General features: G+C 69.5%; 5 protein-coding genes. 1 reads left to right on the plus strand and 4 read right to left on the minus strand.

The window, feature by feature from the left end:
• The 4 genes from ACYVE9_RS01445 to pglY form a co-directional block, all read right to left on the minus strand.
• Nucleotides 1-573 (minus strand): BREX system ATP-binding domain-containing protein (locus ACYVE9_RS01445; RefSeq protein ID WP_461025826.1); only part of this gene is annotated, 573 nt, incomplete at its 3' end.
• A gap of 117 nt (nt 574-690) precedes the next feature.
• Nucleotides 691-2,439 carry an AIPR family protein gene (locus tag ACYVE9_RS01450; RefSeq protein WP_461025827.1) on the minus strand — a complete coding sequence of 583 codons (1,749 nt, stop codon included), beginning with the start codon at nt 2,437-2,439 and terminating at the stop codon, nt 691-693.
• Between the two features lie 42 nt (nt 2,440-2,481).
• Nucleotides 2,482-5,382, minus strand: a complete 2,901-nt coding sequence (gene pglZ, locus ACYVE9_RS01455; RefSeq protein WP_461025828.1) for a BREX-2 system phosphatase PglZ — start codon at nt 5,380-5,382, stop codon at nt 2,482-2,484.
• Complete coding sequence (gene pglY, locus ACYVE9_RS01460) at nt 5,379-9,284, minus strand: BREX-2 system ATPase PglY (protein ID WP_461025829.1); 3,906 nt, start codon at nt 9,282-9,284, stop codon at nt 5,379-5,381. The genes pglZ and pglY overlap by 4 nt, the downstream gene beginning before the upstream one ends.
• A 1,284-nt stretch (nt 9,285-10,568) precedes the next feature.
• Between pglY and ACYVE9_RS01465 the strand changes: the two genes are divergently transcribed.
• Entirely contained in the window at nt 10,569-14,846 is a 4,278-nt protein-coding gene (locus ACYVE9_RS01465; RefSeq protein WP_461025830.1) for a LamG-like jellyroll fold domain-containing protein, read from the plus strand.
• The last annotated feature ends 114 nt before the right edge of the window (nt 14,847-14,960 follow it).

The following is a 14,960-nucleotide window of genomic DNA, read 5'->3' on the forward strand; positions in this document are numbered from 1 at the left end:
GGCGGCCGTCGCCTCGTCTCCCGCGGCGAGCGCGGCCCGGTAGCCGCGCAGTGCGGCGGCGAAGGACGGCGCGTGCCGCGACACCTCGCTCAGCCGGGCGGCGAGCAGTTCGTCCACGGCGCCGGTGAGGGCTTCCTCGTCGGCGCCGGCGGCGAGCGCATCCTCCTCCAGTGCGTAGAACCAGGCGTCGACGACCGGACGCAGGGCGCTGGGCGGGAAGCTCGCGGTGGACAGCCGCTCGGTGAGACGGCGGTAGACGGTCTCCAGCTTGTGCAATGGGGTCTCCGTCTCGGAGACCTGGATCTCGGCGACGGCGAAGTTGCGCTGCTTGGCCCGTTCGCCGAGCCAGCGGGTGAAGAAGGTCTTGCCGGAGCCGTACTCGCCGCGGACGGCCTTGAAGACCGAGGAGCCGGAGGCGACCGCGTCGAGTTCCGCGTCGAGTGCGGACTCGAACCGGCCGAGTCCGGTGGCGAGCAGGTCCAGGCCGCTCTCGGGTACGGCACCGCGCCGCAGGGCGTCGATGGCGGTGCGCCGCCGGGCGGCGGAGACGACGGAGGAGCGTGAATCGGTCACGCGCGCATTGTCCCATCCGTGCCGGGGGGACGGCCTTCGCCTGCGACCTGCCTCGCCTCCGCATTCTCCGTACACTCGCGACACGGCCCCGCAGCTCCGCTCAGCTGCCGTCCCGGCTCACCGGTGGCGCAGGCTGCCGTAGCCGAGCTCGGTTGTCAGGTGGGTGACGAAGTCGCCGCTCTTAGCGGTCTTGTCCGCGCCCCACTGGTGTTGCCGCTGGAAACCCTCGAACTCCTCCTTGAGTGACTTCCACAGCGAGTCCAGACGTGCGGGATTGGGGAAGACCTGCTCGCGGGCGGCGTTGTCGAGAGCGTCGGGCCTGCTGAACACGCGGCCGACGAGGTCGACGGCGCCGAGCATGGCGAGGTGGAAGTGCAGATTGGTGTACTCGGAGCGGGAGATGGGCTCCGAAGCGGACAGCAGGTACTCGTCCACCTGGCGCTGGGCCTTCGCCAGCCACAGGTACACCGGTAGTTTCGTCTTGTCGGAGAAGACCCGTCGGTAGTCGGAGTCCGACTTCAGCAGGCTGGAGGGGCGAGCGCGGGCGTAGTCAGGGCGGCCCAGGGCCATCGCCATGACGGACTGCGCCAGTAGCGGGATGCTGACGATGCGGTCGGCGGGCTTCCCCTGGTTGCGGTAGAAGTTCTTGCGCCGGTCGTAGTACCAGCCGTGTTCGTGGAAGTAGGACTCGATCTGGCGCTGGATGTCGTCGGTGGCCCTCAGCGAGGCGACCGGCACCGTGGTCTGCCGGTTGGTGGCGCGGATCACCGCGTCGCGGGCGGCCTGGTCCGCGGTGACGAGGATGCGTACCTGCACGAGCCGTTGGAAGACGGGGTCGGACGGCTCGGCGCTGTGCAGGTCGTGCAGCGTCTCGTGCAGCGTGTAGGAGGTCTGCAGGCCGTTGACGATCTGCACGTCGGAGAGGCTGAGCCGCTTGCCGACGGATGTGGCCTGCGAGCAGACGATGGTGATGCCGTTGTTCAGCCACCAGAACTCCGGCGCCTCCGGGTCGCGCAGCGACGCGGTGATCTCCCGGTTGACCTCGACGTTGCCCTGGTAGTCGCGGACGTTCCAGTCGAAGAGGTGGGACTTGATCGCGCCGGCCTCGTCGCTGAGGAAGTCGATGTACTCGCCGAGCGCCACCAGCGCGATGTGGCTGGTGCCGTGGGTGATGCTCTCCCGGTAGGGGAGCTCCAGCGTGTACGAGGGCAGGGTGCTGGCACGCTGCCACAGTTCCGCGGGTCCCAGGAACTCGACCTCGCCGGTGGAGATCGCGAAGGCCTGGGAGAACTGGTTCTCCAGGATCTTCGCCTTCGCCTGCACCTTGGGGTGCACCTCGCTCGCCTCACCGCGCGTCACGTAGGAGAACTTGATCAGCACGGTCGGATGGCGGGTGAGAAGCCGGGACAACGCCTTCCTGAACAGGGCGAAGCGAACCAGTAGGTCGTCGGAGTACAGAAGGCCGATAGCCGCCTCGTCGACCTCCATGTCCAGCAGGTTCGCGCAGGTGGAGGCCACCTTGTCCAGCGCCACCTCGGAGAACCCGGAGCTGGTCTTGGCCTGGACGAGCCACAGCGTCAGCGGCGTTCCCCATTCCACGTGGGAGACCGAGGACTGCGGCTGGACGATGTCGCTGTCCTCGTGCAGCAGCCTGCCGCCGTGGAAGACGTACGCGCCGTCGATGCCGCCGTCGTCGGCCCCACCGATCACGCCGGCCTCGATTTCCTCCTCCGAGAGGCCGAAGCCGTGCAACGCGTGCTCGGCGGCGAACCGCTCGAAGGCGGCGTCGAACGTGAGTGGAACCGTGCGTGCCTCCCGCTGCTCCTCGATCATCTGGTTGATCAGCACACGATCGTTGGCGCTCATGGCTCCCGCATCGTCAAGAGGGTGTCTGCTTTCGACGGACCGTCAGCTTAGGTCGAACTGCACCCGCAGCAAAGGGAGATCAAGCCGGACGGTCCGACCGTCCGGCAGGGTCTCCAGCACCTGGACCCCGTCGTAGTTGAGGAGCTGGCGCAGGATCGCGGCGAAGCCGTCGGCGCGGGTCGCCGGGTAGGCGACACGCTGGGCCAGCGCGGTCACTGGAAGGGTTCCCCCGGCGTCGAGCAGCGCCCGGATCGCCCCCTCGATCTTGTCCAGCGGAGGTTTGCGGGCGAGCAGGCCGATCTGGCCCTGGAAGATGTCCGAAGCGAGCAGGTTCGCCACGAGGGCGTCGTCCGGGTCGACCACGGCGGGTTGGACGAGCGTTCCCCCGTCCTCGGTGGTGGGAACGAGGGCGACGTCGAACAGCGACTCGTGGGTGCGGGCCAGCCAGGCCTGCTCCTTTGCAGGCCTCTGCCGGGTCTGCCGGGCAGGTGCCGCGGCCGGGGGAGCGGCGGCGGTGGCCGGAGCGGCACGGGACAACGGTCCGTCGACCTGCCACCAGGGGGGCTGCTGGTCGCCCAGCTCCCGCCAGCCCGGGGGAGGCGTCGCACCGAACGGTAGGAACGCCAGGACCGGGACGGTGAACTCGGCGGGTGAGGCGCCGCCGTGGTAGCCGGCCTTGCGGGCCGTGTAGCGGGAGTCGGCGTCCCACAGGGCGACGATCGAGGCACCCGGCTGAGGTGCGACGACTCTCGGCCCGCGCAATACGACCTCCGCCGGGCCCACCTCGCCGCCGGGCACGCGGTGGCGGGCGGAGAGCGGGGCGGCGGCATCCACCTTCGTGCCGTGCCGATCCACGACGTGCCCGTGGTCACTGGTGACGATCACAGCCATGCCCTGCGCGGCGGCGACCCGCAGCAGGTCCGGCAGCGCCGGAACGTCGTCCGCCCGCCAGGCGCCGTCCCCGAGCTTCTGCTCCTTCGCCAGCCGGTCGTCGACGGCGTTGAGGACGACAGCCACGTGGGTGCGGCCGTCCATCAGCGCCTCGGTCAGTGCGGGACCGAAGGTCTCCCCGGCGCTCTCCGCCCGCAGGTCGTCCTTGTGGAACACCGCGGCGGGGGCACCGCCCCACAGCGGAAGGCGGGGGAACAGCCGCGCCTCGTCCTGCTGCGAGCCCAGCATCAGCTTTCCCGCGAACAGCGAGGTGCGGGAGACCGCGGTGAGCGTCGGCAACGCTGCCGCCATGGCGCGGCGGCGCGGCGTGCCTTCGCTCACCGGGTCGAACTCCGCCCAGGAAGCCCGCAGTTCCTCCCCCAGCTCGGCGGCGATGGCGGCACTCATCCCGTCCACGACGAGCAGCAGCACGCGCCGGTCGGTGCCGCTGCGCACGACGGGCCTCACGACCCGCTCCAGGAACGTCTCCACGGTCAGCATGGTTCCGGGGTCGGTGCCGGCTGCCGTCCAGGTGGCGAGGGCGCGGGCGAAGTCCCGGTCGATGGCATGGCGCCGCTCGCGTACCCGTGCGGCCAGCGTGTCGTAGGCGGTCCGCAGCGCCGGGTCACTGTCCCCGCCGGCCTCGACATGTTCCAGCGCACGGTCGACCCACCCGGTCTCGGCGACATGGCGTTCCACTGCGGTGGCCACGGTGGACGCCTCGCCCGCCGGCTCGGTGGCGAGCCACTGGACGAGCCGACCCCCCATCCGGGTCCGTTCGACGCGCGGCAGCACCTCCGGCCGCTTCGCCCGCTGGTGGTCGTTCAGTTCGTGGATGGCCTGGGCGAGCGCTCCGGTATCGCCGGCAGTGAGCGCCCGCCCGACCGTGGTGAATCTCGCGTCCAGGCCGGCCGGTAGGAGGGGACTGGCCTGGGCGGCCTTCTCCGCGCCGAACTGGCGGACCAGGGCGGAGGCCCGTTCCAGAACGGTGTCGCTGGCCCGGCGGGCTTCGCGGGCGGCCTCGGTGCCGTCGCCGCCGGTTCGGGACGAGAGGGTGAGCAGCCCGCTGACGTAGGTCTCGGCGGCCCGCCCGAACGCGGTAGCCAGTGCGTCGAGCTGTTCACCCGCGGCCGGGGCCGGCTCGCCGAACCAGCGCTCGGCCCGGCCGCGCGCCGTGTAGGTGGCCGCGTCCGGCGCGGCGTGGCACCACAGGGCCGCGCACACCAGGCCGAAGGCGACCGTGTCGGGGCCGTGTTCGGCTTCGACGAGGGCCAGGATCGCCCGGCCGGCGAGCCCTGCCTGTTCTTTCTCACCGAGGAACTCCGTCAGGCCGGCACGTTCGGGGCCGCGCAGTTCCAGCAGCCGTTCCGGGCGGCCCGGCGTGAGTGACCAGCCCAGCAGGGTGTGCGTGTCGAGGCTGTCGGCCGCGCTGGTGTGGTCTTGGTCGGCGTTCTCGTCCGCGTAGCGGCCCAGCCGCAGGCGGCGCAGGGCAAGCGCGGACAGCGCGTTGCGCCGGGAAAGCATGCCGCCGCCCAGGCGCGGCCAGCCCTTCGGCGGTGCCGCGTCCAGGAGTGCTTCCGCGGCCCATTTCTCCTCCCTGAGCCGCGGATCGATCTGCTGGGTGCCGAACGCCTCCTGCACGACCTCCCAACTGTCCAGCGCGTCGACGCGCTGCTTGTGCGCACGGGCCAGGATCGCGGGGTCGAGCTCGGTCTGCTCGCGGTCGGTCAGCACCACCAGCACCTGCGGGCCGGTGGCACCGTCCGCGAAGTGGCCGAGCAGCAGCTCGTGCACGGCGAGCGGGGACGGTGCTGACGCGACGCGGGCGGACTGGCCGTCACCCCAGGCCGGTTCGGCCGGCCCGTCCCACTGCGGCACGCAGCGCAGCAGCACCGCCCGGCGCCGGTCCCGGCCGGCGAGGGAGCCGGCGAGTGAGGTCTGGGCGGAAAGGTACTGGGTGATCGTCGCCAGGCTCAGCCGCGCCGCGGCAGCGCTGCCAGTCAAGGTGCTCACGACTCCACGACCCGCCAGGTGATCTCGACGGTGGCACCGGGCTCCCGGGCCGCCAGGTCGGCCAGCTCCTCCTGCAGCGCGGCTGCCGCCCCGGCGGCGGTGGTCGTGCGGGCACCGCCGGAGCTCGTCGTGGGCGACGGAGCGGAAGGCTGCGGGGAGGGGCCGTCGAACGGGACGCGCGGGTCGCTGGTCCTGGTGTCGAGTGGGACGTCGCCGGGGCCGGGCTCGGGGCGCGCGGGCGGCTGGGGCGCGGGGGCGGCACGGTTGCGCTTGACGAGCGCCAAGACCTCCTTCTGCGTGCGGACCAGTGCGTCCACCAGGTCGCTGGTCCGCTGGTCGCTGCGGGCGGCGTTGCGCAGCGACTCCAGCAGCGCTTCGCCCTCCGGCCCCTCGGACGAGGCCAGGTCGAGTGTCGTCCAGGAGGCGGAGTCCAGCGCCTGCGACACCGCACGCGCCTGCGTGATGGAAGTCCCGAACCGGTCCGGGCTGATGGGGTCGAAGTCGAAGGCGGCCAGGGCCTCGACGGTCTTCTTCGCTCCGGCCGCCCCCTGTCTGGGCGGCCGGGTGAGCGCCTCCAGTAGTTCCACGGCCCGACGCGCGAGAGTGAGGCGTCCGGCCTCCCCGGCATCCCCGGACTCGTCCAGCCGCAGGAAAGCGGCGTGCCGTTCCAGTTGCGCCACCAGCTCGCGGGCCGCCTCCACGTGGGCGCCCGCCTGCTCGGCGATCTGCCGGGCGAGCTGGTTCACCATGCGTCCCCGGCGCAGGGTCGGCGCGGTCTTGCCGAAGACGGTGCTGAACCGCACCCGTGCCGCGTCCCACACCTCCTGCGTGGGCAGCGGCTGGCTGCGCAGGGCGTCCTGGTCCTTGATCTCGTGCAGTGCGGGCGCGGGGTCGAGGGGGGTACCGGCACGCACCCACACCCGGTCGTCCATCTCGGCGTAGGCGGCCACGACCAGCTTGGCGAGGAACGCGGGAAGCCCGCGCGGCGCCGGCCGGTCCGTCCAGTCGGTGAGGGTGATCAGGCTGAGGTCGCCAGTGACGCCCTGCTCCCGGGCGAGCTGGCGGAAGTGGTCCGCCCAGTAGTGGGACAGCTCGAAGTACGCCTCCTTCTGGTGTCCGAGTCGCAGCGGCCCGGCCACCCGCCGCATCAGGTTGCGGTCGGCGGCCGGGACCTCGGCGCGTCCGTCGCGTGCCTCGGCGGCGGCCCGCACATGGGCGAAGACCCTCTTCACGTCGGCGGGCCTGACCACGCTGCCGTTGCCGTCGGGGTCCAGGTCCGGGTGGTCGGGGTACTGGCTGGCGAGCAGGCGGCCCGCGATGTGCCGGATGCCGTCGTGCAGCGACTGCCCGAAGGACAGCGCGAGCCCCTCGACCTCCCGCAGCGACACCAGGTGCTCGTTGAAGCCCACCGCCACGTCCGCGGCCTTCTTGTCGGCCAGGCCGTACGCCTGCTTGAAGGCGGCTTTGACGTTCTTGAGCAGGGTTCCGCGCTGGGTCTCCAGCAGGCCCTTGGCACGGGCCCGGTTGTCGGGGCTCAGGTGGGCCGCGTACTGGGCGTTGAAGCGCTCGCCGTCGGCGAGGGCCTTGTCGATGACGACAAGGCGTCGGAAGTCGGCGTATCGCTGGTGAGAGAGGTGGGTGGGCAGCCAGGCGACGCTACGTGAGGGCTCGCCCTGCTCCGCGCGGAGGTCGCGCATCCGGTTCACGTCGTCGACGGGACCGTACTCGCCCTCCTCGAAGGGCAGATCGATCACGATGCGCCAACGCCCGTCCTGCTGGGGCATCAGGTCATGGTCGGGCATGTCGTCCCGGTCCGCGACATTGCCGAAGACCACTTCGACGCCGCGCTCGGTACCCCGCCACACGAAGTGCAACTCGCCGATCAACTGGGTCTGATCGACACCGAGTTCGGTCGCGAGAATGCGCTTGGCGAGGGCCTGGCGGTTGCCCGGGTTGTCGTTGACGTTGGCGTTGGCGATGACGGAGTCCACATCAACGCCGGAGAGCTCGAGCCGGACACCCGGGTTGGTGTCGGTGCCCGTCGGCTTGATCTCCGGGAAACGCCCGGCCCACTCGGCGATCTTGCTCTTGAGAATGCCGTACTCGCGGCCCGGGATCGGCGCGACCACCGAACCGTAGTTGAGCGCGGACAGCCGCCGGATGGTCAGGTCGGAGAGCGCCGGGACGCTGGGCGCGAGCGCCGACAGCAGCAGGGTGCCCACGATCCGGTTGTCGCCCGTGAACTGCCTGACGCGGGTGCGCAGCTCCTGGTCGGTGACGCTGTCGGGTCGGTGGGTGTACTGCTCGATGTCCTCCTCCGTCACGTTGTGGGTGGTGAGGAGATACGGACGGAGCTTGGTCCGGTACAGCTTGTCGGCGGCTTCGAAGACCACCTTGAGGCTGTCCGTGAAGGGCTTGTCGCCGCCCGCTGTGATCAGCGGATACAGGTCGCCGACCGGGATGAGGTCGCCCAGCCGCAGCTCGGACCGGTGGTTGGCCAGGAGCTGGCCCATCAGCTTCATGCCGGTCCGGTTGCGCTGGAGCGCGGAGGAGACGTGCACCAGGGTGTCCATGAACGCCGGTGAGAACGGGTACGTCAGCCGGAAGCTCTCCTCGTCGGCGCCGGTGCCGTCCGCGCCCCGGTCCGAGCCCAGCAGGGTGTCCCACACCTCCTGCCGGACCTTGCGGGTCTTCTCGAACTCCGCGGCGACCAGCGCGGCGGCCTGCTCGTCCTTGGGCCGCAGCAGCCGGGAGTGCGCGACCTGCGGCAGGTTGCGGTCCTCCAGCGTGATCTTGTCGAACCGGCCCGAGGCCAGGTTCAGCGTGTCCTGGATGGACGCCTCCGCCGCACCCGACACCTCCTCGCCGACCAGTTCACGCAGGTCGCGCTGGCGGGCGATGAAGGAGATCACCGGAACGGCCCGGCGGGAGTCGCCGCTCTCCACGAAGTTGGTGATCTTTCCGGCCTCGCGGGCCACGAACTTCTGGTCGTGGATGAGCGTCGCCAGCCACAGGATCAGCTCGTCCATGAACAGGATCAACCCGTCGTAGCCGAGCTGCTTGGCGTGCTCGGCGATCACCGACAGCCCGGCGTCGAGCGACACGAACCCGTGCTCGTCCTCGGCTGCGTTCCGCGCGAAGCCAGGCAGCAGGTGTGTGCTCGCGTCCTGCACGAGCCGTGCCCGCAGCTCGGCGGGCGTGGACGGGCTCACCAGGTTGAGTGCCTGCCCTCCCTCGTGCACCTCCTCGGCGGACATGGCGTTGTCGAGCAGCTGAGGCGTCCAGCCGAACGCCTCACCCCACTCGTCCTCCTCCTCACCGCCGGCGTCGCCACCGTCCGCCGCGACCAGCCCGTTGATCACGGCCTGGTCGCCCAGGCGGGCCCGCAACCCTCGGATGTCCGCGAACAGCGAGTCCGTCCGGTACACCTGCGGCGTCGGCGCCTCGGGGTGCAGCTTCCTGACGTGGCTGACGTACCCGCCGAGCACCCGCTGCTCCAGGGACTTCGCCCCCAGCATGTGGTACGGCACCAGCAGGAAGCGCTTGCCCTCCGTGCCGAGCCACTCGTGCTTGGTGAGCACCGGGTCGAGGTCGTTGCGCGCGCGGGCGGCGGGGCTGCCGCTGAGCAGGGCGTGCAGCACCGCCATGAAGTGCGACTTACCGGAACCGAACGAGCCGTGCAGATAGGCGGCCTTCGAGGTGTGCCCGTCCAGCGCGGCCCGGATCAGTCCCAGCGCCTCGTCGAAGTTCTCCAGCAGCCGTTCGGTGACCACGTAGTCCCGCAGTGCCCGCTCAGCGCCCTCGGGGGTCGTCGCCTCCGACAGCTGGAGGACGAAGTCGGAGGTGGAGATGGACTCCTTGATGTCGATGACATCACGGAGCAGGGGTGGCTGCTGGGCCATGGGCGGTCTCGCTCTCCTTCGGGCAGATGCGCGGGCTCGTCCGATCGTATGGCGTCGCTCTGAGGAGGGGAGACCGGTTTGTGAATCGGCATTCGACCTTCCGGCGTGAGCGGGGCGCCCTACGCGGCGACTGCTTGCTGCCACGGCGGGCATTTCATCGCGCCCCGCTACGGGGCGGGGTCCGACCGTTCCACCCCTCGCCCCCTCCGGAGATCGACAACTCCTTCTTCGGGAACGAGATCGTGCGTGTATGCGTCGGTCCGTCATCTGGTCTGTCCGGCTGCTTCTTCCTCTGGGCTCCACCGACACGACTGGGGAGCGCGGTGAGGCCGGTATCAGAGCGCAAGACACGTCTGCACGGCCTTTCGGCGTCACTGTCGAGGTCGTTGACCGGCGCCTTGGCCCCCACCCGTAGGTGCCCTCCGAAGGTGACCAGGTCTACTTCCGCTACCGCTTCGACGACGCCGACGGGGGATTCGGCCCAGCAGTGAACGTCTGCGCGGTCGACAAGGAGCGCGTGGCGCTGCGGTGTCAGGGGGGCTATTCATCCCAAGCCTTCGGGTCGGGCGGTGACCTCACGGGCGACGACTGGCCCGCAGCCGAGCACCCTGAGCGGTTGCCGACGTGTTGTTCATCCCCAGTGACCGGTCCTACGACAGACGAACCTGGGAGCAGGACTTCAGGGAGGAGGCGGGCCGCATGCTCCAGAACCAGTTGGCAAAGGGCACCACCTGTGAGCCGTCCTTCAGATGGTGAGGCGGCACTGGGGCGTCGGCAGCCGGACGGTGGCGTGAGCGAACGGACGGGATCTTGCGGCGAGCGGTATCAGGGCCTGGCTGCCACGGAGACCCGCGGCGCAGACGCCGATGGACATGGCAGGCATGCCGTGAGGGTCGACGATGAGATGGATCGGCGGTCGGCTTCTTCCCTCGGGTGAACGGCGTCCGCTGCTCTTCCGCCTGACGGCGTCCCTCTGTACAACCTGCGCAGTAGAGGTCGGACGGCAGTTCACTGCCACGTGGGCCCGTTGCTGACTGGTGCGGTTACACCCCTTGCAACCGTCATCGACGCAAAGGTGCTCCCCTGACGTGAATGTGTGGTTCGGGTTGTGAAACTGTGAGCGACCTGTGACCTTTCGGAGTGCAACCGTGACGGAGGTCACTTGTCTGCTCGAGCCCGGATCAGTTTTGCTCCGTTTTGATAACTGTCCAACCTGTAATCCCTCGCCTACATTCAGTCCGCTTGTCTTCGACTGATGGTCATTTTGTGGGTGGGGTGTGGGAGATGAAGGCCCGATCGGGTGCCTGCGGTGCTGGAGGGTTCCTTGCGTTCGCGCTGAGCGCCGCGCTGGCTGTCGGACTGCTTCCGCAGACCGCGTCGGCTGCCACGACTCGAGGGCCGACCGCGCCCGCAGACCGGGCGGACGCCGCTGACGCCTCGAAGGTGTTGTCCGAGGAGGAGGCGCTGGAGGAGGCGCGGCGCGTCGGCAGTGACGTGGAGATCACGTCACTGCGCCGGGAGAGCAGCGAGGTGTTCGCCACGCCGGAGGGGGACTTGGAGGCGCGTGAGTATCTGCGTCCGGTGTGGACGCGGGTCGACGGCGCCTGGCAGGCCGTTGACACGGTCCTGGAGAAGACGGCTGACGGGATGGTCGCTCCGAAGGCGACGACGGTCGCCCTGGAGTTCTCCGGTGGCGGTGAGGGTCCGCTGGTGCGGATGAGGAAGACGGGCCGGGAGCTGGCGCTGTCGTGGCCGGGGGAACTGCCCGCGCCGGACTTGGACGACGAGACCGCGACGTACCGGAACGTCCTTCCGGATGTTGATCTGAGGATGGGCGCTCAGGAAGACGGATTCACCCAGCTCCTGGTGGTGAAGAGTGCGGAAGCCGCGGCGAGTTCGCAACTCAAGGAGCTGAGGCTGAGGCTGAGCGCGGATGGCGTGGAAGTCCGGGAGTCGATCGGGGGCGGTCTGGAGGCGGTCGACAAGGGTGCCAAGGGCGCGGTGTTCGAGGCGCCGAAGCCGATGATGTGGGATTCGAGCCCTGGCGAGAGCATCGGTGACAGCGCGCCGCAGGCCCGGGTGGCCGCTGCCGATAGCACGGATGCCGGTGAACCGGGGGCGGGCGAGTCCGGGAAGCTGGCGCCAGTGGGCGTGGAACTGCCGGCTGCGGGTGACGAGCTGGTGCTCAGGCCGGACCAGGAGGTGTTGGCGGGTAAGGACACCGAGTATCCGGTGTTCATTGATCCGCAGTGGTCCGCGCCGCGGGCGTCGGCGTGGACCATGGCGTCGAAGTACTGGGCTTCGTCGCCGCAGTGGAAGTTCAACGGCGACTCGAACGCCGGTATGGGCTTCTGCGGTTGGGACTACTGCCGGCCGAATGACACCAAGCGGCTCTTCTACCGCTTTTCGACGTCGAAGTTCGCAGGGAAGTCGATCCTTTCGGCCGAGTTCGTGGTGCGTAACGTGCACTCGGCGTCGTGTTCGGCCCGGGGCGTGCAGCTGTGGCGTACGAAGGGGATCTCGTCGTCGACAACGTGGAACTCGCAGAACGCGTCCGGCTTCTGGGTCGATCATCTGAAGTCGGAGTCGTTCGCCCACGGGCACGAGGGGTGTGCGGCGAAGGACGCGGAGTTCAACGTGAAGTCGGCTGTGCAGCAGGCCGCGGACGGCAAGTGGTCGTCGATGACGTTCGGACTCCGCGCTTCGAGCGAGTCCGACAAGTACGGCTGGAAGCGGTTCTCGGACAAGGCCTACCTGCGGGTGAAGTACAATCGGCCGCCGACTCAGGTGAAGATGTCGCAGCTGACCATGGAGTACGGCGGCACGTGCAAGGAGCCGGGCACGGCCGCACGGGTCCGCACACTGGGCACGATCCGTGCGAACAACGTCACCGATCCTGACGCGGACAACGTCAAGGTCCAGTTCCAGGCCAAGTGGGACTCCGGGGACGGCAAGGGCTTGATCGCCCGCTGGAAGCCGGCACTGACCCCGGCGAAGCAGTCCGGCTCCGACTTCGTGATCTCGTTGCCTTCGGTTCCTGCGAACAAGACGGTGCACTGGTACGTGCGGTCCTACGACGGGGCCCAGTATTCGCCATGGTCGTACGCGGGAGATCCAACGGGTTGCTACTTCGTCTACGACACGAGTGTGCCGAAGGCGCCCGCGGTGTCGTCCGGGGAGTACCCGGCTTCGGACCCGGAGAACCCGGACGACCCCTGGTACGACGGGGTGGGGCGGTACGGGTCCTTCTCCATCGACTCCGCTTCGACCGATGTGAACCACTACCGGTACGGCATCAACAACGACCCGACGTCGAAGAACCGGATCACCACCTCTGGCGGTGCGGCCAAGACCGCGCAGGTGCTGCCGGCCAAGCCGGGAGTGAACTTCTTCACCGCCCAGGCATTCGACGCAGCGGGCAACGGCAGTGAGATTCGCACCTATCAGTTCCGAGTGAAGGCCGGGCAGCCCGAGCGGGCGACATGGCAGCTGGACGAGGCCGCCGGAGCCAGTGCTGCGCAAGGCTCGACGCCGTCGCGTACCGCGACCCTGCATGGCGGAGTCACGCCAGGGGCGTCCGGAGTGAAGGGCACCGCGCTCGAGTTCAACGGCACCGACGGGTATGCGTCGACTGACATTCCGGCGGTGGACACCAGCGGAGGGTTTGCGGTCTCGGCGTGGGTGAAGCTGTCCCGGATGCCGGAGGGGGCGGCGATCATCGCGACCCAGCCGGGCAACCACAGCCCCGGCTTCGAGCTGTACTACTCCAAGTCCTATGACCGGTGGGTTTTCAACCAGTACGAGGCGGACGCTCCGGACGCCGGCATCGTGCGGGTGATGGCAGCCCAACCTGGCGGGGTGAGCTCGGGTAAGTGGACCCACCTGGTGGGCTCCTACTCCTCGACCAATGACCTGCTCGAGCTGTACGTCGACGGTAAGCGGGTCGGTCAGACGCCTTACAGCACACCGTGGGAGGCGCGCCGGGGCCTGCAGTTCGGCGCCGGCTCCTACGGCGGCACACCGTCTGCCTTCTTCCCCGGTGCGGTGGACGAGGTGCAGCTGTTCGACAAGCCGCTGTCCCAGAACGAAGTCGACAAGCTGCACGTCCAGGACGGTGTCGGAGACCCCGGCCGCCCGTCGGTGGCGATCTTCCCGCTCGATGAGGCGGTCGGCGCGAAAGAGATCGCGGGGCAGGGCGGGGTGCTGCCCGCCACGTTCCACGGCGGGGTCAGCACCGGGCAGCCGGGGGTGACTGGCAAGGCTGCCGAGTTCAACGGCATCGACGGCCACGCCAGAATCGGGCGGAGCAGCGGTCCGCACGTGAACACCTCGCGCAGCTTCACCATCTCGGCCTGGGCCAAGCTCGACAAGAAACCCGACGGCGCGGCCGTCATCACCGCTCAGGCGGGCGCGGAGCGCCCCGGGTTCGAGCTGTACTACTCCAAGGCGTATGACCGGTGGGCTTTCAACCAGTACTCCGCCGACAGTGCGGACGGCAAGGTCATCCGGGCGATGCAGCCGGACGGCATCACTGCCCACGCCGGTCAGTGGGTGCACCTGGCGGGGGTGCACGACACCGTGGCCGACACCCTCACCCTGTACGTCAACGGTACCGAGGCCGGGGCTACCAAGCTGGGCGGCGCCTTCTACGCCAACCAGTCGATGTTCATCGGAGCCGGCAGCTACAGCGGTCAGGTGGACAACCACTTCCCGGGCGCCATCGATGACGTGCGCCTCTTCGGCCGACCTGCCTCGGCCGACGAGGTCCGTCAGATGTTCCGGCAGCGTCCGCTGGTCAAGGGACGCTGGATGTTCGACCAGGCCAGCCAGCAAACGACGGGCACCTCGCCGGACGCCTCCGCCTCGGGCAACACGATGACTCTGCAGGGTGGCGCCGAGGTCAACTTCCAGGGCGCGTTCATGGGCGAGAAGGGCCTCGTGCTCAACGGCACCGATGGGCACGCCGCAACGTCCGGCGTGCCGGTGGACACCGGCTCCAGTTTCACCGTCACCGCCTGGGCTCAGGCTGCGGCGATGCCGGAGGACGGAGTCTCTTTGGTCAGCGCGGAGGGGACGGCGCAGAGCGCGTTCATCGTCCGCTACGTCCCCGATCCAGGAGATGCCGAAGGGCTGGGGCGCTGGGAGCTGGCAATGCCGGCCCAGGACATCGCCGCGCCGGCGATCTCGCGTGCCGCGAACAGGGAGTTCTACGACGTGCGGGAGTGGAACCACCTGGCGCTGGTCTACGACGGGTTCGCCAAGCAGGCCCAGCTGTACGTCAACGGGATTCTGCAGGAGGTCGCCTGCACGGACGCCGACGGCGACGGCGGAGCCGACGAGACGGGTTGTGAGGACCAGCTCTCCTGGGGCGAGAACGTCCTGTCGTTCAAGGCCACCAAGTCGTTGCAGGTCGGTCGGGCGAAGACCGACGGCGCCTGGGGCGAACACTTCCCGGGTGCTGTGGACGACGTCTGGGTCTTCCAGGGAGCCCTCACCGAACGCCAGGTCGAGGAGCTGGCCGGTTCCTGGTTCGACATCCCCACCGAAGTCCCCAGGGGCTGACGCCCTGAGTGGTGTGCGCCCGTGCGGTGTTCGGGCGCACACCTGCCACGGCTTGCTATTCCGGCATTCCAAGTTCCGCGCCGTACCGCCTCCGGCGGTGACGGTGCCTGGCAG

It is taken from the genome of Streptomyces sparsus (genome assembly GCF_054776295.1).

Excerpts from the sequence above, each read along its gene's own strand:
- ACYVE9_RS01450 (WP_461025827.1), bottom strand. The coding sequence starts at position 2,439 with ATGAGCGCCAACGATCGTGTGCTGATCAACCAGATGATCGAGGAGCAG.
- pglY (WP_461025829.1), bottom strand. The coding sequence starts at position 9,284 with ATGGCCCAGCAGCCACCCCTGCTCCGTGATGTCATCGACATCAAGGAG.
- ACYVE9_RS01465 (WP_461025830.1), top strand. The coding sequence starts at position 10,569 with ATGAAGGCCCGATCGGGTGCCTGCGGTGCTGGAGGGTTCCTTGCGTTC.